This window comes from Xanthobacter autotrophicus (assembly GCF_005871085.1).
Lineage (GTDB): Bacteria > Pseudomonadota > Alphaproteobacteria > Rhizobiales > Xanthobacteraceae > Xanthobacter > Xanthobacter autotrophicus.
The window spans coordinates 250,784-274,963 of record NZ_VAUP01000015.1; the positions used below are offsets into that span (position 1 = coordinate 250,784).

Annotated in this window: 20 protein-coding genes and 1 tRNA gene; 7 read left to right on the forward strand and 14 right to left on the reverse strand. The window is 66.8% G+C overall.

The window, feature by feature from the left end; translation table 11 throughout:
* Nucleotides 1–39: 39 nt before the first annotated feature.
* The 3 genes from FBQ73_RS05865 to FBQ73_RS05875 all read right to left on the reverse strand — a co-directional run bounded on the left by FBQ73_RS05865 (nt 40) and on the right by FBQ73_RS05875 (nt 2,763).
* Nucleotides 40–1,341: an O-acetylhomoserine aminocarboxypropyltransferase gene (locus FBQ73_RS05865; protein WP_138398555.1), complete on the reverse strand. Its 1,302-nt coding sequence runs from the start codon at nt 1,339–1,341 to the stop codon at nt 40–42.
* A gap of 81 nt (nt 1,342–1,422) precedes the next feature.
* Entirely contained in the window at nt 1,423–1,962 is a 540-nt protein-coding gene (locus FBQ73_RS05870) for a CoA-binding protein (protein ID WP_170218760.1), read from the reverse strand.
* Nucleotides 1,963–1,980: 18 nt separating this feature from the next.
* On the reverse strand, nt 1,981–2,763 hold the full coding sequence (locus FBQ73_RS05875; protein WP_138398557.1) for a TatD family hydrolase: 783 nt from the start codon (nt 2,761–2,763) through the stop codon (nt 1,981–1,983).
* A gap of 180 nt (nt 2,764–2,943) precedes the next feature.
* Between FBQ73_RS05875 and FBQ73_RS05880 the strand changes: the two genes are divergently transcribed.
* On the forward strand, nt 2,944–3,525 hold the full coding sequence (locus FBQ73_RS05880; protein ID WP_170218761.1) for a biotin transporter BioY: 582 nt from the start codon (nt 2,944–2,946) through the stop codon (nt 3,523–3,525).
* 9 nt (nt 3,526–3,534) lie between these two features.
* Here FBQ73_RS05880 and FBQ73_RS05885 read toward each other — a convergent pair whose 3' ends face one another.
* The 7 genes from FBQ73_RS05885 to FBQ73_RS05915 all read right to left on the reverse strand — a co-directional run bounded on the left by FBQ73_RS05885 (nt 3,535) and on the right by FBQ73_RS05915 (nt 10,567).
* Nucleotides 3,535–4,077, reverse strand: a complete 543-nt coding sequence (locus FBQ73_RS05885) for a DUF2087 domain-containing protein (RefSeq protein WP_138398559.1) — start codon at nt 4,075–4,077, stop codon at nt 3,535–3,537.
* Between the two features lie 202 nt (nt 4,078–4,279).
* Nucleotides 4,280–4,786 carry a hypothetical protein gene (locus FBQ73_RS05890; RefSeq protein ID WP_138398560.1) on the reverse strand — a complete coding sequence of 169 codons (507 nt, stop codon included), beginning with the start codon at nt 4,784–4,786 and terminating at the stop codon, nt 4,280–4,282.
* Nucleotides 4,787–4,967: 181 nt separating this feature from the next.
* Nucleotides 4,968–6,524, reverse strand: coding sequence for a methionine--tRNA ligase (metG, locus tag FBQ73_RS05895; protein WP_138398561.1), 1,557 nt, complete (start codon nt 6,522–6,524; stop codon nt 4,968–4,970).
* Between the two features lie 61 nt (nt 6,525–6,585).
* Entirely contained in the window at nt 6,586–7,617 is a 1,032-nt protein-coding gene (locus FBQ73_RS05900) for a DNA polymerase III subunit delta' (RefSeq protein WP_138398562.1), read from the reverse strand.
* Between the two features lie 49 nt (nt 7,618–7,666).
* Entirely contained in the window at nt 7,667–8,320 is a 654-nt protein-coding gene (gene tmk, locus FBQ73_RS05905) for a dTMP kinase (RefSeq protein ID WP_138398563.1), read from the reverse strand.
* Entirely contained in the window at nt 8,317–9,516 is a 1,200-nt protein-coding gene (locus FBQ73_RS05910) for a D-alanyl-D-alanine carboxypeptidase family protein (protein WP_138398564.1), read from the reverse strand. The genes tmk and FBQ73_RS05910 overlap by 4 nt, the downstream gene beginning before the upstream one ends.
* 184 nt (nt 9,517–9,700) lie before the next feature.
* Nucleotides 9,701–10,567 carry a septal ring lytic transglycosylase RlpA family protein gene (locus tag FBQ73_RS05915; RefSeq protein WP_246089589.1) on the reverse strand — a complete coding sequence of 289 codons (867 nt, stop codon included), beginning with the start codon at nt 10,565–10,567 and terminating at the stop codon, nt 9,701–9,703.
* 330 nt (nt 10,568–10,897) lie between these two features.
* On the opposite strand from FBQ73_RS05915, the gene FBQ73_RS05920 reads away from it, so the two are divergent.
* A tRNA-Ser gene (locus tag FBQ73_RS05920) sits at nt 10,898–10,987 on the forward strand.
* 136 nt (nt 10,988–11,123) lie between these two features.
* On the opposite strand, the gene FBQ73_RS05925 is transcribed toward FBQ73_RS05920, so the two are convergent.
* On the reverse strand, nt 11,124–11,372 hold the full coding sequence (locus FBQ73_RS05925) for a hypothetical protein (RefSeq protein ID WP_138398566.1): 249 nt from the start codon (nt 11,370–11,372) through the stop codon (nt 11,124–11,126).
* 243 nt (nt 11,373–11,615) lie between these two features.
* On the opposite strand from FBQ73_RS05925, the gene glk reads away from it, so the two are divergent.
* The gene (gene glk, locus FBQ73_RS05930; protein ID WP_138398567.1) at nt 11,616–12,584 is read left to right on the forward strand and encodes a glucokinase; all 969 of its coding nucleotides are present in this window, start codon (nt 11,616–11,618) and stop codon (nt 12,582–12,584) included.
* Nucleotides 12,585–12,701: 117 nt separating this feature from the next.
* Here glk and FBQ73_RS05935 read toward each other — a convergent pair whose 3' ends face one another.
* The 3 genes from FBQ73_RS05935 to ssb form a co-directional block, all read right to left on the reverse strand.
* Nucleotides 12,702–13,319: a LysE family translocator gene (locus FBQ73_RS05935; protein WP_138398568.1), complete on the reverse strand. Its 618-nt coding sequence runs from the start codon at nt 13,317–13,319 to the stop codon at nt 12,702–12,704.
* Nucleotides 13,320–13,433: 114 nt separating this feature from the next.
* Nucleotides 13,434–16,178, reverse strand: a complete 2,745-nt coding sequence (gyrA, locus tag FBQ73_RS05940) for a DNA gyrase subunit A (RefSeq protein ID WP_138398569.1) — start codon at nt 16,176–16,178, stop codon at nt 13,434–13,436.
* Nucleotides 16,179–16,497: 319 nt separating this feature from the next.
* Nucleotides 16,498–17,037 (reverse strand): single-stranded DNA-binding protein, encoded by a 540-nt coding sequence (gene ssb, locus FBQ73_RS05945; protein WP_138398570.1) that lies wholly within the window; start codon nt 17,035–17,037, stop codon nt 16,498–16,500.
* 493 nt (nt 17,038–17,530) lie between these two features.
* Between ssb and uvrA the strand changes: the two genes are divergently transcribed.
* From uvrA to FBQ73_RS05965, 4 genes are all read left to right on the forward strand, one after another.
* On the forward strand, nt 17,531–20,719 hold the full coding sequence (gene uvrA, locus FBQ73_RS05950; RefSeq protein WP_138398571.1) for an excinuclease ABC subunit UvrA: 3,189 nt from the start codon (nt 17,531–17,533) through the stop codon (nt 20,717–20,719).
* 532 nt (nt 20,720–21,251) lie between these two features.
* Nucleotides 21,252–21,413: a DUF1127 domain-containing protein gene (locus FBQ73_RS05955; protein WP_081437109.1), complete on the forward strand. Its 162-nt coding sequence runs from the start codon at nt 21,252–21,254 to the stop codon at nt 21,411–21,413.
* 225 nt (nt 21,414–21,638) lie between these two features.
* Complete coding sequence (gene trmFO, locus FBQ73_RS05960) at nt 21,639–23,054, forward strand: methylenetetrahydrofolate--tRNA-(uracil(54)-C(5))-methyltransferase (FADH(2)-oxidizing) TrmFO (protein ID WP_138399005.1); 1,416 nt, start codon at nt 21,639–21,641, stop codon at nt 23,052–23,054.
* A gap of 9 nt (nt 23,055–23,063) precedes the next feature.
* Complete coding sequence (locus FBQ73_RS05965) at nt 23,064–24,167, forward strand: serine/threonine protein kinase (protein ID WP_138398572.1); 1,104 nt, start codon at nt 23,064–23,066, stop codon at nt 24,165–24,167.
* Nucleotides 24,168–24,180: the final 13 nt, after the last annotated feature.

Consider the following 24,180-nt stretch of genomic DNA (forward strand, 5'->3'; position numbering starts at 1 on the left):
GGCGAAAGGTCCATGAGGCAAGCCCGTGGACCTTTCGCATCAGACCTTCGCCAGAGCCTGCTCCAGGTCGCCGATGATGTCGGCCACGTCCTCTATGCCCACCGAGAGGCGCACCACTTCCGGCCCGGCGCCCGCAACCACCTTGGCCTCGTCGGTCAGCTGGCGATGGGTGGTAGAGGCCGGATGGATGATGAGGGAGCGCGTGTCGCCGATGTTGGCGAGGTGAGAGAACAGCTCCACATTCGACACCAGCTTCACGCCGGCCTCGTAGCCGCCCTTCAGGCCGAAGGTGAAGACCGCGCCGGCGCCCTTGGGCAGGTACTGCTTTGCCAAAGCGTGGTAGCGGTCGCTTGCAAGGCCCGGATAGCTCACCCATTCCACCTTGGGGTGGGCGGCGAGATATTCGGCCACCTTCAGCGCATTCTCGCTGTGCCGCTGCATGCGCAGCCCCAGCGTCTCGATGCCGGTGAGGATGAGGAAGGCGTTGAAGGGCGACAGCGCCGGGCCCAGATCGCGCAGGCCCAGCACACGGGCGGCGATGGCGAAGGCGAAATTGCCGAAGGTCTCGTGCAGAACCATTCCGGAATATTCCGGCCGCGGCTTGGAGAGGAACGGATAGCGGTCGGTGGCGGACCAGTCGAAGGTGCCCGCGTCCACGATCACGCCGCCGATGGAATTGCCGTGGCCGCCCAGGAACTTGGTTGCCGAATGCACGACGATGTCCGCACCGTGCTTGATGGGCTGCCACAGGTAGGGCGTCGCCAGCGTGTTGTCGACGATGAGCGGCACACCGGCCTTCTTCGCCACCGCCGAGATGGCGGCGATGTCGGTGACCACACCGCCGGGATTGGCGATGCTCTCGGTGAAGATGGCCTTGGTCTTCGGCGTCACCGCCTTCTCGAAGGAGGAGATGTCGTCGGGATCGGCCCACACCACGTTCCAGCCGAAGCTCTTGAAGGCATGGCTGAACTGGTTGATGGAGCCGCCATACAGCTTGCGGGAGGCGATGAACTCATCCCCCGGCGTCAGCAGTGTATGGAACACAAGATGCTGCGCCGCATGGCCCGAGGCCACCGCCAGCGCCGCCGTGCCGCCTTCCAGCGCGGCCACGCGCTCTTCCAGCACCGCATTGGTGGGGTTGGTGATGCGCGAATAGATGTTGCCGAAGGTCTGGAGGCCGAACAGGGCCGCCGCGTGGTCCACGTCGTCGAAGACGAAGGACGTGGTCTGGTAGATGGGGGTCGCCCGCGCGCCCGTGGTCGGGTCCGGCTGCGCGCCCGCATGGATGGCGAGGGTGGCAAAACCCGGCTCGTGCGGTGGCGTGCTGGTCTCGTCGGTCATAAGCGCATTCTCCCAGTGGCATGACGCCGATCCGTGATAGCCCGGCGTGGATTTTTATTTAATACAGTAAATTGACGAATTTTATGAACTTTTGGGCCCGCGCGGTGCGATGGAAAGCCGCTGCACCCCCTCCCCAAGCCGCAGCGGCTTGCGCGAGGAGATGGTGCGGGAATTCACACCGGTCCAGCCGATCTCGCCGGAGAGGCGGCCATATTCGATCTTGGGGCAGCGGTTCATCACCACCTTCAGCCCGGCGGCCTCGGCCCTGGCCGCAGCCTCGTCGTTGCGCACGCCGAGCTGGGTCCACAGCACCTTGGGCAGCGGATCGAGCTTCAGAACCTCGTCCACCACCGCCGGCACATGCTCCGGCGCGCGGAACACGTCCACCATGTCGATGGGCTCGGGCACGTCCGCCAGCGTCGCCACGAAGGTGAGGCCTGCCACCGTCTTGCCCGCCTGTCCCGGATTGACCGGGAACACGCGATAGCCGCGCTCGGACAGGTATTTCATGACGAAATAGGATGGCCGGGCCGCATTGGCGCTGGCCCCCACGATGGCGATCGTTCGCACCTCAGACAGGATGGCGCGGATATAGGCGTCGTCATAGCGGTCGTGGTTCACCGGGCGCATCCTCTTGTGTCAGGGCTGGCTTTTCGCCTTGGAGAACAAGGTGAAGAAGTTCCGCGTGGTGGCCTGCGCGAAGTCCTCGAAGGCTTCGCCCCGTGCTTCGGCGAGCACCTTGGCGGTCTCGCGCACGAAGGAGGGCTCGTTGCGCTTGCCTCGATAGGGGGTCGGCGCGAGGAAGGGCGAATCGGTCTCCACCAGGATGCGATCAGCCGGCACACTGGCCGCGATGGCCCGCAGGTCCTCGCTCTTCTTGAAGGTCACTACGCCGGAGAAGGAGATGTAGCCGCCCAGCGCCAGCGCCCGGCGCGCCAGATCCGGTCCCGCCGTGAAGCAGTGGAGAAGGAAGGGGAAGGCGCCCCTGGCGCTCTCCTGCTCCAGGATGGCGGCCACGTCCTCATCCGCCTCGCGGGCATGGATGACGAGAGGCAGGCCGGTCTCCCGCGCCGCCGCAATATGGGTGCGAAAGCCCTGCTCCTGCGCGGCGCGGGGGCTGGTGTCGTAATGATAGTCGAGCCCCGCCTCGCCGATGGCCACCACCTTGGGATGGCGGGACAGGGCGACGATCTCGCCGAGCGTCACATCCAGTTCCTCCGCCGCCTGGTGCGGATGGGTTCCCACCGAGCAGGACACCTGATCGAACCGCTCGGCGATGGCGAGGATCTGCGGAAACCGCCGCACCCGGGTGGAGATGGTGACGAGATGGGACACCCCGGCCGCGCCGGCGCGGGCCACCACGTCCGGCAGTTCGGCGGCGAAGTCGGGAAAATCGAGATGGCAATGGCTATCGACGAGCATGGCATTTCACATTCGAAAGGTCGGCATCACATAAGCGCATCCCCCCGCCACGTCGAGGTGGAGCGGGTCATGCGAGCGGCCTTGCTCGGGTGCCGAGGGGGCTTGATATCCCGGTCCGACAGCGTTGACGGCGCAGGCGGCTTCGGCCTTTGTGCGGGCGTTACCGCAATGGGTTTTCTCATGCCTTCGCCTGTCCTCCCCTTCCGCCCTGCCCTCGCCCGTCTCGCCGATTATTCCGCCGCCTGGGCGGTGGCCGCCCTCGTCGTGGGCGTCGCCCTCATGGCCTGGAGCGCGCAGATCTCCATTCCCATCCAGCCGGTGCCCATCACCCTGCAAAGCTATGTGCTGATCACCCTCGCCGCCCTCATGGGCTGGCGGTTCGGCGGCTTGACCGTGGCGATCTATGTGTTTGCCGGGCTCATGGGCCTGCCGGTGTTTTCCGGCGGGCGCAGCGGGCTCGACATGCTCAAGGGGCCGTCGGGAGGCTATATCGTCGGCTTCCTGCTGGCGACGCTGCTGGTGGGCTGGTTGCAGGAAAACTGGGCGAGGCTCAAGCCCCTCCCCCTGTTCGGGGTTCTGGCCCTTGGTCACCTGCTGCTGATGGTGATCGGCACCGGCTGGCTCGCCACCAAGGTCGGGCTGGCGGCGGCGCTGGAGAAGAGCTTCCTGCCGCTCCTTCCCGGCGCGGTGGTGAAGACGGTGGCGGCGCTCGCCACCGTCATCCTCGTCGAGCGCCTCGCGGGGACCGAGCGGCCGCGCTGAGGCAGTCCTTCAATGGGCCTGCCGGCCCAGATGCCGGATGAGGACGAGCGCCTCTTCCGGCGGGCGCTGCTCGATGCGCCGGTAGCGCCGGCCGTCCGTGGTGCGCCAGAGGCGGCCGGTGTCGACCAGGCAGCGGCGCAGCAGCGCCGGATCATCGAACAGATGCCAGGCCCGCAGCAGTTCGTTCACCTGCGCCTCGTTGAAGGTCTCTGCCGCCGGAATGCGCGACCACAGCACCCACAGGCACAGCGCGCGGCGGCTGTCCTTCGCGGGCCAGCGCGTGAGCCTTCCGGCGCCGTCGAAATGCTTGGCAGCATGCTCGACCCGCTTCAGGTCCACCGGCTCGGGGGGAGCGGGCAGGCTGGCGAGGCGCGCTTCGGCGGCATGGTTGGCGCGGAAATGCTGGAAATTGCGATAGCCGGCGGAGCGCGCCAGCATGTTTAAAAGCTCGACGTGGCCGGGCGTCTTCTCGCTGGCGGCAAGCTCGCGACCCAGCGCGCGGGCAAGCCCGGCAACATCGTGTGTCGCGAATGGAAATGCGGTTCTGGACATGACCTATCCCTCAGGTGCCGAGGTTTTCAGTCGTTGGTCGCTGGCTTACGACGCGGCACGGGATAAGTGTCTGCCGACGGAAAATGGCAGGTTTAGCTCCCCTTTCGGGGCAGCGACGCCTCGGTGAACTGCCGACCGGGGGCGCTTGTACACGCACCAGCCCCGCCCCGGCAAGGGGCGGCGACGCGGTCGGCCCGAACCCTCACCCGGATGCCGAGATTTCCTGCTTGAGCGCGTCGGCATCGCTGGCCGGCATGGTGATCGGATGCACCTGCTCACCCGGCCGTCCCGGATTGGTGACGATGGAGGCTTCGAGCGAGACCGTGACCGTGCCGCCGGAGGTGTTGAAGATGTAGTCGAGCCGGAAGGCGGCGTCCTGGCTCTGGCCGTTGGTGCGCTTCAGGGCCTCGTCCGGCGTCAGGCGCTTCTCGGCGACGAGCTGGGACGGCTGGTCCACGGTGATGTTGTACTGCCGCGCCCGGCGCGAGGTGGAAATGCGCGCGCGCACCAGGGTGGAATCGGCGTTCGGCAGCTTCACCTCGATGCGCGGAACCGCCGGGCCTTCCGGCAGGGGGGCCTGTTCTGCGGGCATCATGGGCGGGATGGGGTCCAGGGACGCCTGGGGCGGGGCGCGGTCGTACCGTTCGCCGCCACAGCCCGCGAGAAGCAGCACGAGGGCCACCGCCGAGATCCCTTTTGCGCCCGTCATCCGCACGGCTTCCGCTGCCTCCGCTGTCGCGCGCTCGCGGCGCGTCTTGGGTTGAAACTGCCGGATCTGGTTAAGCCCATGGGGTGCATGAGCGAAATGGATCCCGATCGCACCGGCATGATCAAAATCCCGTATAGGACACTTTAGGGCGCGGCATCCATCCCGTCGCGCGGTTTTGCGCTCACGAGGCCGTTTCCGGCTCCACATAGCGTGGGAACACGCCCACCGGCGCGGGCAGCACGCGGCCGGCGGGCAGCCTGTGGCCGGCGCCCAGCCGGTCGAAGCCGCGCTCGTCCTGCGGCACCACAACGAGGTCGAGCAGCTTGGCGGCGCTTTCGGGCATCACCGGCTGCACCAGGATGCCCACCTCGCGGATCAGCTCGGCGGTCACCCACAGCACGGTGGCCATGCGGGCGGGATCGGTCTTGCGTAGGGCCCACGGGGCCTGGGCGGCGAAATAGCGGTTGGCCTCGGCCACCACATTCCACACCGCGGCGAGATAGTGGTGAATCGCTTGGCCCTCCATGGCCTCGCGGCTCTTCTCCAGCATGCCGTCGGCCAAGGCGAGGATGGCCTCGTCCTCCGGCGAGAGCGGGCCGGGCTGCGGCACCACGCCGTCGAGGTTCTTGGCGATCATGGACAAGGAGCGCTGGGCGAGGTTGCCGAGGTCGTTGGCAAGGTCCGCATTCATCCGCGCCACGATGGCCTCGTGGCTGTAGGAGCCGTCCTGCCCGAACGACACCTCGCGCAGGAAGAAATAGCGGATGGCGTCCACGCCGTAGGTGGCGGCGAGATCGAACGGGTCGATCACGTTACCCACGGACTTGGACATCTTCTCCCCGCGGTTGAACAGGAAGCCGTGGCCGAACACGCGCTTGGGCGCCTCCAGCCCCGCCGACCACAGGAAGGCCGGCCAATAGACCGCATGGAAGCGGATGATGTCCTTGCCGATCACGTGCACGTTCGCCGGCCAGAACCGCTTGAACAGCTCCGCCTCGGTGTCCGGATAGCCCAGCGCGGTGATGTAGTTGGTCAGCGCGTCCACCCACACATACATGATGTGCTTGTCGTCGCCGGGTACCGGAATGCCCCAGTCGAAGGTGGTGCGGGAGATGGACAAGTCTGTGAGGCCGCCGGAGACGAAGCTCACCACCTCGTTGCGCCGGGCCTCCGGCATGATGAAGCCGGGATTCTCCGCGTAATAGGCCAGAAGCCGGTCCTGATAGGCGGAGAGGCGGAAGAAATAGCTCTCCTCCTCCACCCACTCCACCGGCGTGCCCTGGGGACCGAGGCGGACGCCCTGCTCGTTCAGCTGGGTCTCGTCCTCGGCGTAATAGGCCTCGTCGCGCACCGAATACCAGCCGGCATAGGTGGATTTATAGATGTCGCCATTGGCGGCCATTTTGGCCCAGATGGCCTGGCTGGACGCGTAATGCCGCTCCTGGGTGGTGCGGATGAAGTCGTCGATGGAGAGGTTGAACGCCTCCACCATGGCCTCGAAGCGCGGCACGTTGCGCGCCAGCAGCTCGCGCGGGGTGACCCCGGCCTTCTGGGCGGTCTGGAGCATCTTGATGCCGTGCTCGTCCGTGCCGGTGAGGAACCGCACGTCGTAGCCGTCGAGCCGCTTGAAACGCGCGATGCAGTCGGTCGCGATCGCCTCATAGGCGTGGCCCATGTGGGGCACGCCATTGGGATAGGCGATGGCGGTGGTGATGTAGAAGGGGGGCTTCGCGGACATCGGGCGCTCGGAACAGGCTGGCTCGGAAAAGGGCTCCGGCCCCGCGCGTCGCGGCGGCTTCTCAGCGCACGGCTTCGGCGAGATCGGCAAAGATACGGAACACCAGCGCCTTGCGATCGAGATTGAAGACATCCGCCTCGCGCGCGCTGCGCCGCACCTTCTCCCATACCTCGCCCAGGCGGACAAGGCGATGGCGCGGCTCTTCACCCTGCGTCGCACGGGCGGCCACATAGTCGCTCACCGCCTCGATGAAGAGGTCGAGCCCGTCGGAGCGGTCGCCCTGCAGGCGAGCGCCCAGCGCATGAAGGTCCTCCGGGCGGGGCCGGGGCAGTTGCTCCAGCGCCTTCAGGGTGGCGGAGCGCACCTCCATCCCCTCTCCCCGCGCCAGCACGATGGCCCGGCGCACGCTGCCGCCGCTGGCTTCGGCGGCGGACGGCAGGGTAGCGGCGTCGAGGTCCGCCATCTCCTCCTTGAGGTGATCGAGGGCGGCGAGCACGTCCGCATTGCCGAGGGGACGCATGCGCAGCAGGCGGGTGCGTGAGCGGATGGTGGGCAGCACCCGGCCCGGCGCATGGGAGATTAGCAGGAAAAGCGCCTTGGGCGGCGGCTCCTCCAGCGTTTTCAGAAGCGCATTGGCGCCGAACGGGTTGAGTTCGTCCACCGCGTCCACGATGCAGACGCGCCAGCCCCCTGCCGCCGCCGTGGCGCCGAAGAAGCTGCGCACCCGCCGCACCATCTCGGCCGGAATGACGGTGGGGATCTTCTCCTCCCCCGCCTCGGGCACCCGGTGCAGCACCAGAAGGTCCGGATGGCTCTGGGAGGCCACCTGCCGGAACACCGGATGGGTGGTGGGCAGGTCCAGTGAATGGCTGCCGGCCTGGGGGCCGCCGGACAGCACCATGCGGGCGAGGCGATAGGCCAGCGTCGCCTTGCCGATTCCCTCCGGCCCGCCGATGAGCAGGGCGTGGGGCAACCGGCCGGCGCGGAAATCGCCGATCAGGTCGGATTCGACCACCCCATGGCCGAACAGTCGCGCCTGGTCGCGCGGGTGCGGCGCGCCGGGCAGCACATCGCCGGAGACGGTCTCGCTCATGGGATGCGCTTCTCTGGCACGCGCTTCCTTGGGCTCGGGGCCGGCGCCATCACGACGCCTGCGCCACGGCGTGAAGGCCGAGGCGTGCGGCGACGATGCCTGCGATCTCGGCCGCCACCGCGTCCGGATCGGGGGTCGCATCCACCAGCACGCAGCGCCTGGGCGCCGCCGCCGCGCGGGTCACGAACGCCTCGCGCACGGCCGCATGATAGGCAGCACCTTCCTTCTCGAACCGGTCGGGATTGCCTTCACCGCGCGCAGCGGCGCGGGCAAGGCCGATGTCGGGCGGCACGTCCAGAACAAGGGTGAGGTCGGGGCGGGTGCCGCTGGTCGCCATCTCCTCCAGCGCGTCGAGGAGATGAGGCTGCACCTGGCCGACGGCGCCCTGATAGACACGGGTGGAATCGATGAAGCGGTCGCAGATCACGATGATGCCTGCCGCCAGCGCCGGGCGGATCAGCGTCGCCACGTGGTCGGTCCGGGCGGCGGCGAACAGCAGCGCCTCGGCCACCGGCCCCAGCGGCTCGGCGGCGCCCGAGAGCAGTACATGGCGCACGGCCTCCGCTCCCGGCGAGCCGCCGGGCTCACGGGTTTCCACGACCTGGTGGCCGAGGGCGCGCAGATGCGCCGCAAGGCGGCGGGCCTGGGTGGACTTGCCCGTTCCCTCCCCGCCCTCGAGCGTGATGAAGTGGCCCCGGGTCATTTATGAAGCTTTGCCATGGTGCGTTTGGCCAGATCCCGCACGCTGTCGCCCATCAGCGTCAATCCGCCGTCGAGGGCGCGATCCACCAGCGAGCCCACCGGCACGTCCTCCTGCGTGTAGAGCGGGATTTCCAGCACCTTGGTCTGGCCTCGCGTCACTTCCAGCCGGCCCACCTGCGTGCCCTTGGTCACCGGCGCGAGCAGCGGCCCGGTATAGATGGCCCGGGCCGTGATGCGCTCGTTACCAGCGCGTGGGGTCAGCACGCTCACCGGCCGTCCGCCCACGAGGCCGACGCTGCTGGCAGCGCCGCCGAACACCTGGGCGCGGCCCACCTCCTGGTCGGCGGCGAAGATCACCCGCTGGCGGAATGATTGGAAGCCCCATTCCACCAGCTTCCGGGTTTCGTCGAGACGCTCTTTCTCCGACTTCGCCGCCAGCACCACCACGATGAGCCTCTGGCCGTTCTGCACCGCCGAGCCGAGGACGTGGTAGCCCACATCCTTCACCCAGCCGATCTGGAGCCCGTCCGCCCCGATGCCGGCATCCAGCAACACGTTGCGATTGCGCTGCTTGATGCGGCTCCACTCGATGCCGGGCCGCGCGAAGACCGGATAATAGTCGGGATAGGTGCGGATGATGTGCCGGGCGAGCAGGGACAGGTCGCGGGCCGTGGAGAACTGGCCCGGATCGGCGAAACCCGTGGCATTGCGGAAGTCGGAATTGGCCATGCCGATGGCCTTGGCCTGCTCCGTCATCATCTGCGAGAATTCACTCTCGGTGCCGCCGATGCCTTCCGCCAGCGCCATGGCTGCGTCATTGCCCGAAACCACGAGCATGCCTGCGAGAAGCTCGCCCACGGGGGCGGGCTTGTTCACCTCGGCGAACATGGCCGCGCCGCCCGAGGGGCCGCCGCCTCTCCGCCACGCGTTGACGCTCACGGTGAAGGGCGTGTCGAGGGCGATCTTGCCCGCCTTGAGCTGGGAGAACACCACGTCCGCGGTCATCACCTTGGCGAGGGTGCCGGGGGCGATGCGGCGGTCGGCGTCCTTCTCGAACAGGATGGTCCCGGTGTCGTAGTCCACCAGGATGGCGGAGGGTGCCTGGGTCTGGAAACCGTCGGCGGCCCCTGCGCGACCTGCACCGGCGAGCGCCGCGATGGCCACGAGAAGAAAGGCGAAGCGAAGCTTCGGCAACATGTTGATCCACCTGGCTATCGCGGACGGGCCAAGGCCGCTGCGGACAGGACGCATTGTCCGGCACCTGCCCACGCGGCCGATGGTGCGTCGCGATCATCGTCCAAGGTCGGGAGACGGGTAAAGCCCCAAACGGCAGGGGCGCGGAAGAATGGGCAGGGAAAAACAGGCTCGGCAGACCGTTCGGTCAGCGCGCGCCCTCGGGAACACCGGCAAACCCCAGGCCGCTCACGGGGGCCGGACCGGCGGACCAGCCCGACGCGCTCGCCACCGCCACCGTTCCGGCGCTGGAAGCGGGGCTTCCGGACGTGCCGAGATCATAGGGCCGCGACGGCGGCACCGGCGCCTCCGCGCTGGGTGGGGTGGAAGCCGGCACAGCGCGCACCGAGGGCACCTCGGGCACGAATGGCCGGGCCGACGCCACCATGACCGGCGAGGTCATTTTCAGATCCGCGAGGGTGCCATCCTGGCGCAGGGTCGAAGCCAGCTTGACGTCGTCATCCTCGTTGATGGGCGCGCGGCCCATGTAATCCACCCGCACCCGTGCGACGCCGAACTTGGCGAAGCCCAGCAGTTCGGCGGTGCGATAGGAGACGTCGATGAGGCGGCTCCCCACATAGGGCCCGCGATTGTTCACGCGCACGATGATGGAGCGCTTGTTGGCAAGATTGGTGACGCGCACATAGGACGGCATGGGCAGCGTCTTGTGGGCCGCCGAGATGGAGCCCATGTCGAAGATCTCCCCGTTGGCGGTCTTGCGCCCGTGGAAATCCTTGCCGTACCAAGAGGCGAGGCCCTCGGCGGTGTAATCGGGGTTTTCCGCCGGCACATAAGTGCGCCCGGCCACCGTATACGGCTTGCCCACCTTGTAGCCGCCGCCGCCGCGCGGCACCGGATCCCCCTCCGCCACCACGCGGGGGCTGGCCGAGACGCCATAGAGCGGGTCGATCTTGCTGCCGAGTGTGTCGATGGAGCCGCATCCCGCGACCGCGAGGCAGCCGGCGAGCGTCGCCGCCAGTTTCGCTCCCGAACCGCGACTGGCCCTTGCTGTCATTGCCGCGCCATGGGGCGTCGGACAGGACTGATGCGAGGCGGCCGGGATTCGCGGAAGGAAGTGCAACGACGGTCCCCTCTTCATCGATGCCCGGTCTCCTGCTTGCGCCGAAACCCGGCCGGGATGTCTTCAAGGCGCGCGCCGTCCTTGAGCCGGACAACCGCATTCTCCGTCAAAAGCATGGCTAATGACGGCAAAAATGGGGCGAACCCGCGGCCATGGTTAATCCGATGTGTCTTTCGCGGAGCTCTCGACGGGTGCGGGCGGCTGGGCTAGATGAGGTCTTCAGCCGGACTCGGGACCGGGCTTCACCGCCCCGGATGCCTCTTCGGAAGGGTGGCCGAGTGGTTTAAGGCAGCGGTCTTGAAAACCGCCGTGGGTGGAAGCCCACCGTGGGTTCGAATCCCACCCCTTCCGCCAAACTATCTCATAAAATCAATATTTTATGGCCTATTCTTGCGGCCCAGCCTTGGTGTTTTCCGTATCCATCCGATCCGCCTCGCCGATGGTACGGCCCTGATCACCCCAGACGCGGCAGGCAGAGGCGTGGCCCGCCCTATGCCGCCTCCAAGGTGCTGTCCGGCACCTGGCCGAAGCTGGCGATGAGCACCGGCGGATCGGCATCATCCGACTCGGGGTCGACATCCCGCGAGAAGGCGATGGCGCCGGCGTTCACGATTGCCATCCGACGCGCGATGCGCTCGGCATCGGCAGCCGTGCGAGCCTCCACGGCCGCACCAGCCTTCAAGGCGCCGCGCTTGCCCAGCCCGAACGGCTGGACCACGTAGAACGTCTTCTTGGCCATGGTCGACTCTCTCCTCGTGATGGCCGCAGGCTGCGCTGTTGCATGGAACAAATCAAGAACTATAAGCACTGCTTGTCGAACTGGGTGCCATTCGCCGCGGCTCCCGTGTAAATCGGCAGCGGGAACGCCGCGGGGCCCTCGCGCGCTGTAGCAAGAGCGCGGCGTTTTCCGCGTTTAGGGCAACCATTGTGGAAGGCGCAGCGCGGCAGGCGGAGCGCCTGGCCATGGGAAAGGACACCGGGCGTGGAGATCGTCGCTGTCGATATCGGGGGCACCCATGCCCGCTTTGCCCGCGCGGAAGTCGCGGACGGCCGGGTGGTGTCCCTTGGGGAGCCCATGGTTACCCACGCCGCGGACCATGCCAGTTTCCAGCTCGCCTGGCAGGCGTTCGCCGAAACCATGGGGATGCCCCTGCCGCGGGCGGCCGCCATCGCGATCGCCTGCCCGGTGGAGGGTGAGGTCCTGAAGCTCACCAACAATCCGTGGGTAATCCACAAGGCTCTGATCCCGGAAAAGCTCAATGTGGATACCTGGACCCTGGTGAATGATTTCGGCGCCATCGGCCATGCGGTGGCGCAGATCGGCGAGGAGGGATTCGTCCATTTCGCCGGGTCGGACCGGCCGCTGCCCGAGACCGGTGTCATCAGCATCATCGGGCCCGGCACGGGGCTCGGGGTTGCCCATGTGCTGCGTCAGGGTGGCCGCTATCACGTCATCGAATGCGAGGGTGGCCATATCGATTTCGCCCCGCTGGATTCCCTGGAGGAGGCGATTTTGCACCGCCTGCGCCAGCGCTATCCGCGCGTGTCGGTGGAGCGGATCGTCTCCGGCCCGGGCCTCGTCAACATCTACGAGGCGCTCGCTGCCATCGAGGGGTGCCAGATCGACCAATTGGAGGACAAGACCCTGTGGGGGCTGGCCACCGAGGGCAAGGATGGGCTCGCCGCCGCCGCCCTCGACCGCTTCTGCCTGAGCTTCGGCGCGGTGGCGGGCGACATCGCGCTGGTGCAGGGCGCCAAGGCGGTGGTAATCGCCGGCGGCATCGCCCCGCGCATCGCGCACCTCATCCCGCAGTCCGGCTTCGCCAGCCGCTTCTCCGCCAAGGGTCGGTTCGCGCAGCGGATGGAGGACATTCCGGTCCGCCTCATCACCCATCCCCAGCCCGGCCTCTATGGCGCCGCCGCCGCCTTCGCGGAGCAGCATACGCGGTGAGGCAAGCGGGCCGGTGCGGTCCGACAAGGGGGCGTGAGGACGAGGCGCGCGGGAAGACTCCGAGGCCCCGCAACGACCTGGAGGCTTTTGCCGGGCCTGCTGAAAAACTCGGCGGCCTCAGCGCCGCCCCGCCGCCAGGAGCAGGGCTGCCCCGCCCACGAGGATGCCGGCGGAGACCCGATCCGCGATGCGGGTGAAACGGCCGGCGAGCGCGGCGCGGGCCTTGTCCGCCGCCACCGCCCACAACACGTCGCCCACCAGCGCGATGGCCGCGAACACCGCCGCCAGCAGCGCGATCTGCGGCACTGGATCGGCCTTGTCGGTGATGAACTGGGGCAGGAAGGCTGCGTGGAACAGTAGGGTCTTGGGATTGGCGAAGGCCACCGCCAGCCCCCGCCCGAAGGCGGCGCGGGCCGATGGCATGGGCGCCTCGCGACCGGCTCCCGCCCCGCGCCACTGCAGGACGGCGAGCCAGATCAGATAGGCCGCGCCGGCATAGCGCACGAGGTCGAAATTGCGGGAGAAGGTCTCCACCACATAGGCGAGGCCCGCCGCCACGAGCGCCAGCTGGGCAATGAGCCCCACATTGACGCCGGTGGCGGTGAGAATGCCAGCCCGCCGACCATGCTTGAGGCTGGTGCCGACGATGAGTGCCACGTTCGGCCCCGGCGTCGCGGCGAGAGCGACGCAAGCGACCACGAACAGGGCAAGGCTTTCCACCGATATCATCGCCATCCCCAGATCCGCAGGCAGCTCCTCGCCCGCAGCCCCAACGCCCTTTGACGCTCAAACCAGGGAGCGAGTTCAGCTTTGCTTCGGCATCGCTCGACGCCGAAGCAGCCTACGACCCTACGCCTCCGATGCCTCGCCCGTTTCGTCGGCATCGCCGTTCTCGGCCCCGGCATCGTCGCTGATATGCTCCACGGAGACGACACGCTCGCCCTCCGCCGTATCGAACACGATGACGCCCTGGCTGGCGCGGCCGACGATGCGGATGCCGTCCACCGGGCAGCGGATCAGCTGCCCACCGTCAGTCACCAGCATGATCTGGTCCTGGTCCTCCACCGGGAAGGAGGCGACGAGGCGGCCGTTGCGCTCGTTCACCGCCATGGCGACGATGCCCTTGCCGCCGCGTCCGGTCACCCGATACTCGTAGGACGAGGTGCGCTTGCCGTAACCATTCTCGGAGACGGTGAGGATGAACTGCTCCTTGGCGCCCATCTCGGCGTAGCGGTCCTGGCCCAGTTGGCCATTGCCGCTGGCGCCCTCCTCCGGCTCCACGTCTCCGGCCTCGGTGGCCTCGCCCGCCAGAGCACGGCGGCGCTTGATATAGGCCAGGCGGTCTTCGGCGGAGGCGTCCACATGGCCGATGATGGCCATGGAGATGATGGTGTCGCCATCCTCCAGCCGGATGCCGCGAACGCCCACGCTGTCGCGTCCCTTGAACACGCGCACCTCGGTCACCGGGAAGCGGATGCAGGCTCCGGCCGCCGTGGTCAGCAGCACATCGTCGTCTTCCGTGCACAGCCCCACGTCAGCGATGGCCTCGCCCTCGTTGAGCTTCATGGCGATCTTGCCGTTGCGGTTCACCTGCTGGAAATCGGTGAGCGCATTGCGCCGCACGGTGCCGCCGGTGGTCGCGAACATGATCTGCAGGCGATCGTTCTCGTCGGAATCCTCTGGCAGCAGGACGACGGAGGTGATGCGCTCATCCTGCTCCAGCGGCAGGATGTTGATGAGCGCCTTGCCGCGGGCCTGTGGCGCCGCCAGCGGCAGGCGCCACACCTTCAGCTTGTAGACCTGCCCCTTGGAGGAGAAGAACAGCACCGGAGCGTGGGTGGAGGCCACGAACAGGCGGGTGACGAAATCCTCGTCCCGCGTCTGCATGGCCGATCGGCCCTTGCCGCCGCGTCGCTGCGCCCGATAGGTGGAGAGCGGCACGCGCTTGATGTAACCGGCGTGGGAGACGGTGACCACCATCTCCTCACGCTGGATAAGGTCCTCGTCCTCCAGGTCGCCGAAGCCTTCCACGATCTCCGTGCGCCGCGGCGTGCCGAACTCCTCCTTGATGGCGATCAGTTCGGCCCGGATGATGGCGCGCATGCGCGGACGGCTGGCGAGAATGTCCAGATAGTCGGCAATTTCCACCGCCAGCTTGTCTAGTTCCTCGGCGATCTCGTCGCGGCCCAAAGCCGTGAGGCGCTGCAGGCGCAGGTCCAAGATCGCGCGGGCCTGCTCGAAGGACAGGCGGTAGGTGTCGTCCGGGCCAAGCTTGTGGCGTGGGTCGGCGATGAGCGCGATGAGGGGCGCCATGTCCTTGGCCGGCCAGTCGCGCGCCATCAGGGATTCGCGGGCGCTGGCCGGGTCCGGCGCGGTGCGGATGAGGCGGATCACCTCATCGATATTGGCCACGGCGATGGCAAGGCCCACCAACACATGGGCCCGGTCGCGCGCCTTGCGCAGCAGGAACTTGGTGCGGCGGCTGATGACCTCCTCGCGGAAGGCGATGAAGGCGGTGAGTACATCGTGCAGCGTGAGCACGCCCGGCTTGCCGCCCGACAGCGCCACCATGTTCACGCCGAACGAGGTCTGCAGCAGTGTCAGGCGATAGAGGTTGTTGAGCACCACATCGGCCTGGGCGTCGCGCTTGATCTCGATGACCACGCGCATACCGTCCCGGTCGCTCTCGTCGCGGATCTCGGCGATGCCCTCGACGCGCTTGTCGCGCACCAGCTCGGCCATCTTCTCGATCATCGTCGCCTTGTTCACCTGATAGGGAATTTCGGTGACGATGAGCGCCTCGCGCTCCTTGCGGATGGTCTCGATGGCCACCTTGGCCCGCATCAGGATGGAGCCGCGCCCGGTAAGATAGGCTTGGCGGATGCCGGTGCGGCCCAGGATCAGCGCGCCGGTGGGGAAATCCGGTCCGGGGAGCAGGTCGAGTAGCGCCTCGGGTTCCAGCGTTGGGTCGTCCAGCAGAGCGACGGTGGTGTCGACGATCTCGCCGAGATTGTGCGGCGGGATATTGGTGGCCATGCCCACCGCGATGCCGCCGGCGCCGTTGACCAGCAGGTTCGGGAACTTGGCCGGGAGGACGGTCGGCTCGTGCTCCGAATTGTCGTAATTGTCCTGGTAGTCGACAGTGTCCTTGTCGAGGTCGTCGAGAAGGGCATTCGTCACCTTCTCCAGGCGCACCTCAGTGTAGCGCATGGCCGCCGGGGCATCGCCGTCCACCGAGCCGAAATTGCCCTGGCCGTCCACCAGCGGCAGGCGCATGGCGAAGGTCTGCGCCATGCGCACGAGGGCATCGTAGACCGACTGGTCGCCGTGCGGATGATACTTGCCGATGACATCGCCCACCACGCGGGCGGACTTGCGATAGGACTTATTCCACTCATACCCGTTCTCGTGCATGGAGAACAGAATGCGCCGATGCACCGGCTTCAGGCCGTCGCGCACGTCGGGCAACGCGCGGGCGACGATGACGCTCATCGCATAGTCGAGGTAGGAGCGCGACAACTCCTCCGTGATGGAAACGGGCCGGATATCGGACGGCGGCTCGCCGCCGGGCTTCGGCGTCTCGGAATCGGCCAAAAGTCAACACTCTCAATCGTGGAACGCGGTGCTTCCTTCTAGCCGATTCACCCCCGAAAGGCCAGCGAAACCACAGCAACGTAACGATTTTTTCTCTTTAATCTTCAATGACTTGCGCGCCAGTTCCCTCGAAGTCGCCGATCACTTTGACCCTTTTGCGTCAAAGTTCCCCCTAGGCGTGCCTGACAGCGCTTCCCGTCCGAACCCCGAAAGCGCCACCTGCTGTGACCCAATCATCCTACTGGCGCCCTAAACAAGGAGTTCAGACAGCCGAGTGCCGAGTGCCCGCCCCGGCTGATCAACCGGGGCGGGGAAGGCATCAGAACGGAATTTCGTCATCGAGATCGGCAGCCGGTCGCCCCCCACCGCCGGAACCGCTCGATGAGCTGGCCGAGGCGCCAGACACCTTGCGGCCGCCACCGGAGCCGCCATAGCCGCCGCCCATCGGGCTCGCCGAACCGAAATCAGAGCCGCCGGCATAGTCGTCACTGCCCGCCCCAGAGCCTTCGCCGCGTCCGTCGAGCAGCGTCAGCTCGCCGCGATAGGGCCGCAGCACGATCTCGGTGGTATAGGTTTCCCGCCCGTCCTTCTCATATTTGCGGGTCTCAAGCTGGCCTTCGATGTAAACCTTGGAGCCCTTTTTCAGGAAGCGCTCGGCGACGCCCGCCAAATTCTCATTAAAGATCACCACGCGGTGCCATTCCGTGCGCTCGCGGCGCTCACCGGATGCCTTGTCCCGCCAGTTCTCCGAGGTGGCGACCGACAGGTTGCAGACCCGTCCGCCATTCTGGAAAGACTTGATTTCCGGGTCCCGGCCGAGATTGCCGACCAGGATCACCTTATTGACGCTGCCGGCCATCCCGATGCTCCTCGTTCGTGGTCGCTTTATCAGCCCGCACCCTACCGCCCACGGCGCGGCAGGCCAGCCCAAAGCCGACTTTTCCCCATTAAGAACCGCGTGGATCCACGCGCAGTAAAGGGGGATTTAGCAATGTTCATGTTGTGTTCCTATCGTCTCGCGACGCCGGATGCAAGCACCTTCTTCCATTGGGAGGCGTGGTGGCCGTCAGAATTTTGGCTGGCTCGGCGCAGCGGTTCCTGATATGTTCCCTACCGCATTGCACGCGGCCACCTACATTCAACCCGTGATCAGGGGCGAATTCGAAATGCAGCGATTGGGTTTCACTGTCGTGTCAAAAGAGTCGTGCAACGCCGAGGCGGGGAGCGTTTCCGAGGGTTGGTTCGGCCCAGCGCGCATCCCTTCCCCCACATTTAGCGTATTCACCCCCAGAGCCAAGTCGGCCGCCCCTCTTTCCTGATCTTTCTGCGCCTGTCGGCGCCACCGGAATTCCATGTCTGATCGCGCATTTCCCACCCGGGCGACTGCCGCCCCTGATATCGCCGTCCGCCGGGACGCCCGTACCCTCACGGTGCGTGGCGCGCGCGAGCACAACCTGAAGAACGTGGACCTCGCGATCCCGCGGGACAGCCTCGTGGTGTTCACCGGCCTCTCCGGATCGGGCAAGAGTTCGCTGGCCTTCGACACAATCTATGCCGAAGGCCAGCGCCGGTATGTGGAAAGCCTCTCGGCCTACGCCCGGCAATTCCTGGAAATGATGCAGAAGCCGGATGTGGACCAGATCGACGGTCTGTCCCCGGCGATTTCCATCGAGCAGAAGACCACGTCCAAGAATCCGCGTTCCACCGTGGGCACGGTGACCGAGATCTACGATTACATGCGCCTTCTGTGGGCGCGCACGGGGGTGCCGTATTCGCCGGCCACCGGCCTGCCCATCGAGAGCCAGACCGTCTCGCAGATGGTGGATCGCACACTGGCCCTGCCCGAGGGCACCCGCCTCTATCTGCTGGCCCCGGTTGTGCGCGGACGCAAGGGCGAGTACCGCAAGGAACTCGCCGAGTGGATGAAGAAGGGCTTTCAGCGGGTGAAGATCGACGGCGCCTTCCACGAAATCGCGGAAGCGCCTGCCCTCGACAAGAAAATCAAACACGACATCGACGTGGTGGTGGACCGCATCGTGGTGCGGGCTGATCTCGCCGCGCGCCTCGCCGACAGTTTCGAGACGGCGCTGGCGCTGGCCGATGGCATCGCGGTAGCTGAATACGCCGATGAGAAGGACGAGACAGGGGCCGCGCGGCGCATCCTGTTCTCCGAGAAGTTCGCCTGCCCGGTTTCCGGCTTCACCATTTCGGAGATCGAGCCGCGACTTTTTTCCTTCAACAATCCCTTCGGCGCCTGCCCGGCTTGCGATGGGCTCGGAGTCGAGCAGACCATCGATCCAGACCTCGTGGTGCCCGACCGGATGCGCTCGCTCAAGCAGGGCGCCATCGCACCGTGGGCAAAATCCACCTCTCCTTATTATGGCCAAACGCTGGATGCTCTGGCCAAGCACTATGATTTCAAACTCAACGTGCCCTTCGCCGATCTGCCGGAACAGGCCAAGGATGTATTGCTCTTCGGCTCGGGCTCCGAGAAGATCACCTTCGCCTATGACGACGGCATGCGCGCCTACGAGACCTCCAAGACCTTCGAGGGCGTGGTGCGCAACCTCGACCGGCGCTGGAAGGAGACGGACAGCGACTGGGCGCGGGAGGAAATCTCGAAATATTTCTCGACCGTTCCCTGTAAGGCCTGTTCGGGCTACCGCCTGAAGCCGGAGGCCCTGGCCGTAAAGGTGGCCGGAAAGCATATCGGCGAGGTGGGCGAACTCTCGGTGCGGTCGGCGTCCGCGTGGTTCGAAGCTCTGCCAGGCGAACTGACCGACAAGCAGAACGAGATCGCCGGCCGGATCCTGAAGGAGATCCGCGAGCGGCTGATCTTTTTGCTGGATGTGGGACTTGAGTATCTCACCCTCACCCGGGCCTCTGGCACCCTGTCCGGTGGCGAGAGCCAGCGCATCCGTCTCGCATCCCAGATCGGCTCGGGCCTGACCGGGGTGCTGTATGTGCTGGATGAGCCGTCCATCGGCCTGCACCAGCGCGACAATGCGCGTCTTCTGGATACGCTGAAGCACCTGCGCGACCTCGGCAATACGGTGATCGTGGTGGAGCACGACGAGGACGCCATCCTCGCCGCCGATTATGTGGTGGATGTAGGTCCTGGTGCCGGCATCCATGGCGGCCGCATCGTCTCCCAGGGCACGCCCGCCCAGATCCTGGCCGATCCCAATTCCCTCACTGGCCAATATCTCACCGGCCAACTGTCCGTGGGCGTGCCGGCGCGGCGCAAGCCCAACCCGAAGCGCATGCTCAAGCTTTCGGGCGCGCGCGGCAACAATCTGAAGGACGTGACGGCAGAGATTCCGCTCGGCCTGTTCACCTGCATAACCGGCGTGTCAGGGGGCGGCAAATCCACGCTGCTCATCGATACCTTGTACAAAGCGGTGGCGCGGCGGCTGAACGGCGCCAGTGAGGCCCCCGCCCCGTTTGATCGTCTGGAGGGGCTCGAGCACCTCGACAAGGTGATTGATATCGATCAGTCGCCCATCGGCCGCACCCCCCGCTCGAACCCGGCCACCTACACGGGCGCCTTCACGCCCATCCGCGAATGGTTCTCCGGCTTGCCGGAGGCCAAGGCGCGCGGGTATGGCGCCGGGCGCTTCTCCTTCAATGTGAAGGGCGGGCGCTGCGAGGCCTGCCAGGGCGACGGCGTCATCAAGATCGAGATGCACTTCCTGCCGGATGTCTATGTCACGTGCGACGTCTGCAAGGGCAAGCGCTACAACCGCGAGACCCTGGATGTCTCGTTCAAGAACAAGTCCATCGCCGACGTGCTGGACATGACGGTGGAAGAGGGTGCGCAATTCTTCAAGGCGGTGCCGTCCGTCCGCGAGAAGCTGGAGACCCTGCATCGTGTGGGGCTCGACTACATCAAGGTGGGTCAGCAGGCGACCACGCTCTCCGGCGGCGAGGCGCAGCGCGTGAAGCTCTCCAAGGAGTTATCCAAGCGCGCCACCGGGCGTACCCTCTACATCCTTGACGAGCCTACCACCGGCCTACACTTCCACGATGTGAAGAAGCTGCTCGAAGTGCTGCATGAGCTTGTGGAGCAGGGCAACACGGTGGTGGTGATCGAGCACAATCTGGAGGTTATCAAGACCGCCGACTGGATTCTCGATCTCGGCCCGGAAGGCGGCGACGGGGGCGGCGAGATCGTGGTCGCGGGCACGCCAGAGCAGGTGGCGCAGCACCCGCGCTCCCACACCGGCCACTTCCTCGCGGAAGTCCTGGCGCGGCGGCCCATGGCCAAGGCCGCCCCGACGGCACCGGTGGAAACGGCGCCTACCACAAAGGCACTGTCGCCGGCAAAGGCATCCACGGGGAAGATGTCAACGGCGAAGGTTGAAGCCCGCAAGGCCGTGACCAGAAATGCACCGGCCAACCCGGAAGCATTGGATCGGGAGCCTGCGGCAGATGCTCAAACTGCGGGAAAGGTCGGTGAGACTGTTGGTGTTGAGGACAAGGCCACGCCGGCCAAGGCGGCGCCCCGTCCCCGTGGCCGGCGCCGGCAGGCTGCGGAGTAGGTGCCTTTGGATCGGCCCGGTGTGCGGGCCGGCGATTCGCGAAAATGCTCTACTCGGGACCTCCACTTGGGACCTTCCGGTTCGGGGGCGTCCGCGAGCGGGTCGGATTCCGGTGACGGTAAGGCCCGCGTCGCGATATCGGAACGGAACCGGCCTTTTCATGCCCGCTGCAGGATACCGGCGTGCCCTTGTGGCTGCCTGCGCTCGGTACCGATCGTCGTTTTAGATGTTGGGGGCCTGCGGCAGCAATCGCGCTCCGAGCAACATCACGGCTCCTATCGGGCGTCGCCTGTGGCGTCTGCCGGGGCGTCGCCTGGCTCGTCCGTTTCTCCATTTTCCACGTCATACGCGCGGTGCGTCCGGCGACAGCCCTTGACCCCGCGATGGCGAGTAAGCTCAGCCGGCCAAGCTCCATGCACACTTCGCAATGCTGCAATGCATGATCCGCTATTTGGCGATGCAGCAAAGAGGCGTATCTAAGAGGAGAAAGTCGCGGAAGCAAAGAGACGCTTCCGCAAAGTGGAGAAGACCAATGTTGCTCTGGGGTTTCCTGGCTCGCCAGTTCCGCCGGTGGCAGACGTATAATCGCACTGTCACAGAGCTGTCCAAGCTTGATGATCGCAGTCTCGCGGACATCAATGTGTCGCGCAGCGAGATCCGTGCTCTCGCTCGGCACGCATCCGCCGCCGTCTGATACGACGACGCTGACATAGCCCGGCCAGTGGCTGGGCATCGATAGTGGCCCCGCTCGGGGCCATTTTCGTTTTCTGGACGCGTATACTGCCCGCCCAATCCGGCGCAGGGGTTGAAGTCTTCGGGGTGGCTGTGGCACATGGCACCTCCCGTCGGCACGTCCTTCGCGTTCCAGCCTTCAAGGCTCTTTGCCTGAAGGCCCATTCCCCGGCGGAGCGGAGTCATGATGCCCCAGTCAGCTGACCCCGTGCACGTTGTCGGCGGCGGCCTCGCCGGATCCGAGGCGGCCTGGCAGATCGCAACCCGCGGCGTCCCCGTGGTGCTGCATGAAATGCGACCCCAGCGCACCACTGACGCCCATCTCACTGACGGCCTCGCCGAGCTGGTCTGCTCCAATTCCTTCCGCTCCGATGATCCGGAAGGCAATGCGGTGGGCGTGCTCCATGCTGAGATGCGGCAGGCCGGATCGCTCATCCTCGCCGCCGCAGACAAAAACCAGGTGCCCGCCGGCGGCGCGCTGGCGGTGGACCGCGACGGCTTCTCCCGCGCGGTCACTCAGGCGCTTGAAGAGCACCCTCTCATCGAGATCCGGCGCGAGGAACTCGCCACCCTGCCGCCCGCCGAGTGGGACAAAGTGATTTTGGCCACGGGCCCCCTCACCTCCCCCGCGCTCGCCGAGGCAATCCTGTCGCTGACCGGGGAGACGGCGCTGGCCTTCTTTGATGCCATCGCGCCCATCGTGCATTTCGATTCAATCAACATGGGCAAGGCCTGGTTCCAGTCGCGCTACGACAAGCCGGGGCCGGGCGGCACCGGTGCAGACTACATCAACTGCCCGCTGGACGAGGCGCAGTACCATGCCTTCGTGGACGCGCTGATCGCCGGTGAGAAGGCGCCCATGCGCGATTTCGAGGCCAAGACCCCCTATTTCGACGGCTGCCTGCCCATCGAGGTGATGGCCGAGCGCGGTCGCGAGACCCTGCGCTTCGGCCCCATGAAGCCGGTGGGCCTCACCAATCCGCATAACCCCGCCGTCAAGGCCTATGCCATCGTCCAGCTGCGGCAGGATAACAAGCTGGGCACGCTCTACAATATGGTGGGCTTCCAGACCAAGCTGCGCCATGGCGAGCAGGCGCGCGTCTTCCGCACCATCCCCGGGCTGGAAAACGCGGAGTTCGCGCGGCTCGGCGGCCTCCATCGCAATACCTACCTGAACTCCCCGCGCCTGCTCGACGGTACGCTGCGGCTGAAGGCCGATCCGCGCCTGCGCTTCGCCGGACAGATCACCGGCTGCGAGGGCTATGTGGAAAGCGCGGCCGTGGGCCTCATGGCCGGACGCTTCGCCGCCGCCGAGCGGCACGGTGAGATGATCGTCCCGCCCCCGCTCACCACGGCGCATGGGGCGCTGCTCGCCCACATCACCGGCGGCCATGTGGAGGCCGAGGAGGCCGGAGCGCCGCGCTCGTTCCAGCCCATGAACATCAATTTCGGCCTGTTCCCGCCGCTGGAGGAAGCCCCCCGCGCCGAACCCGGCAAGCGCCTCCGCGGCGCGGAGAAGACGCTGGCGAAGAAGAAGGCCATGGCCGCGCGGGCGCTGGCCCATATGGCGGCGTGGCTCGACACGCCGGCCCGGGCGGCTTAAGAGGCCCCGATGCCGCGTATTTCCAGCCCGCCGCCCCCCGTGGAATACCACGCCGATCCGGCCCGCTTCGCCGTGGACACGGTGTTGAAGCGCGACGTGTTCTCCACGGTTGAGCGCGGCGTGTGGACCGACCGCCACGGGCGGGACTGGCCTGCCGTGCGCCGGCGCTGGAACGAGGTGTCGTTCTGGCTCGGGCCACTGGCCCGGCGCCTCGCGGCGTTCGAGGTCAAGGCGCTGGAGCGCGTCACCAAAACCGGCGTGACCACGCCGCTTCTGGCCGTGGGCGACCGCTTCCTGGTGCGCGGCTGGGTGGAGGGTGCGCCGCTGCAGATCGCGCGGCCTGCCGACGACCTACACTTCTTCCATTCGGCCCGCTCGGCGCTGCACACCCTGCACGCGGCCGGCTATGTGCATAACGACCTCGCCAAGCAGCAGAATTGGCTGCGCGGGGCTGATGGCGAAGCCTGGCTGATGGATTTCCAGCTGGCCCTGCCCATCAGCCGGCGCTGGAAGCTTGGCCGGGTGCTCGCCTACGAGGACATTCGCCACCTGCTCAAGCACAAGCGGACCTATTGCCCGGAAGCGCTCACGCCGCGCGAGAAGAAGGTGCTGGCCACCAAGAGCCTGCCCACGCGCGTGTGGATGGCCACTGGCAAGAAGGTGTACCGTTTCGTCACGCGGCGGCTTATGTCTTATTCGGATACCGAGGGGCGCGGCCCGCGGGTGACGCAGGTGGCCCCGCGCATCGCGACGGCGCTCGCCGCCCACCCGGCCGTGGCCGAGGTGCACATGGCCGATTTCCAGACCTTGGGCGGCAAGGTGGGGCTCTATGCCTTTGTCGCCGCCCGCGAACCGGTGACGGTGGAGGCGCTGCGGGCGCATCTGGCGCAGGCACTGCCGGATCGGCCCCATCTCGACCAGCTCCAGCTGGTGGACGCTCTGCCCCACGGCGCGGACGGCATGGTGCGGGACGACCTGCTGCTGCTCATCGCCCGCAACCAGATTGAGATGCTGGACGTGCTGGCAGGCTCGGAGGCGGTGCGCCTCCAGGTGGCGGAAATCGCCCGCGGCCGGCTCAACCTGACGGACCGGATCACCCGCCCGGCGGCGTGAGGCGGAAGCTCGC

What these genes read in the sequence shown, in the direction of transcription:
- FBQ73_RS05875 (WP_138398557.1), bottom strand. Translation starts at nt 2,763, where the DNA reads ATGCTCGTCGATAGCCATTGCCATCTCGATTTTCCCGACTTCGCCGCC.
- FBQ73_RS05885 (WP_138398559.1), bottom strand. Translation starts at nt 4,077, where the DNA reads ATGTCCAGAACCGCATTTCCATTCGCGACACACGATGTTGCCGGGCTT.
- FBQ73_RS05925 (WP_138398566.1), bottom strand. Translation starts at nt 11,372, where the DNA reads ATGGCCAAGAAGACGTTCTACGTGGTCCAGCCGTTCGGGCTGGGCAAG.
- FBQ73_RS05900 (WP_138398562.1), bottom strand. Translation starts at nt 7,617, where the DNA reads ATGAGCGAGACCGTCTCCGGCGATGTGCTGCCCGGCGCGCCGCACCCG.
- metG (WP_138398561.1), bottom strand. Translation starts at nt 6,524, where the DNA reads ATGTCCGCGAAGCCCCCCTTCTACATCACCACCGCCATCGCCTATCCC.
- FBQ73_RS05890 (WP_138398560.1), bottom strand. Translation starts at nt 4,786, where the DNA reads ATGACGGGCGCAAAAGGGATCTCGGCGGTGGCCCTCGTGCTGCTTCTC.
- FBQ73_RS05880 (WP_170218761.1), top strand. Translation starts at nt 2,944, where the DNA reads ATGCCTTCGCCTGTCCTCCCCTTCCGCCCTGCCCTCGCCCGTCTCGCC.
- FBQ73_RS05955 (WP_081437109.1), top strand. Translation starts at nt 21,252, where the DNA reads ATGTTGCTCTGGGGTTTCCTGGCTCGCCAGTTCCGCCGGTGGCAGACG.
- FBQ73_RS05910 (WP_138398564.1), bottom strand. Translation starts at nt 9,516, where the DNA reads ATGTTGCCGAAGCTTCGCTTCGCCTTTCTTCTCGTGGCCATCGCGGCG.
- FBQ73_RS05865 (WP_138398555.1), bottom strand. Translation starts at nt 1,341, where the DNA reads ATGACCGACGAGACCAGCACGCCACCGCACGAGCCGGGTTTTGCCACC.
- FBQ73_RS05965 (WP_138398572.1), top strand. Translation starts at nt 23,064, where the DNA reads ATGCCGCGTATTTCCAGCCCGCCGCCCCCCGTGGAATACCACGCCGAT.
- ssb (WP_138398570.1), bottom strand. Translation starts at nt 17,037, where the DNA reads ATGGCCGGCAGCGTCAATAAGGTGATCCTGGTCGGCAATCTCGGCCGG.
- trmFO (WP_138399005.1), top strand. Translation starts at nt 21,639, where the DNA reads ATGCCCCAGTCAGCTGACCCCGTGCACGTTGTCGGCGGCGGCCTCGCC.
- FBQ73_RS05915 (WP_246089589.1), bottom strand. Translation starts at nt 10,567, where the DNA reads ATGACAGCAAGGGCCAGTCGCGGTTCGGGAGCGAAACTGGCGGCGACG.
- uvrA (WP_138398571.1), top strand. Translation starts at nt 17,531, where the DNA reads ATGTCTGATCGCGCATTTCCCACCCGGGCGACTGCCGCCCCTGATATC.
- tmk (WP_138398563.1), bottom strand. Translation starts at nt 8,320, where the DNA reads ATGACCCGGGGCCACTTCATCACGCTCGAGGGCGGGGAGGGAACGGGC.
- FBQ73_RS05935 (WP_138398568.1), bottom strand. Translation starts at nt 13,319, where the DNA reads ATGGCGATGATATCGGTGGAAAGCCTTGCCCTGTTCGTGGTCGCTTGC.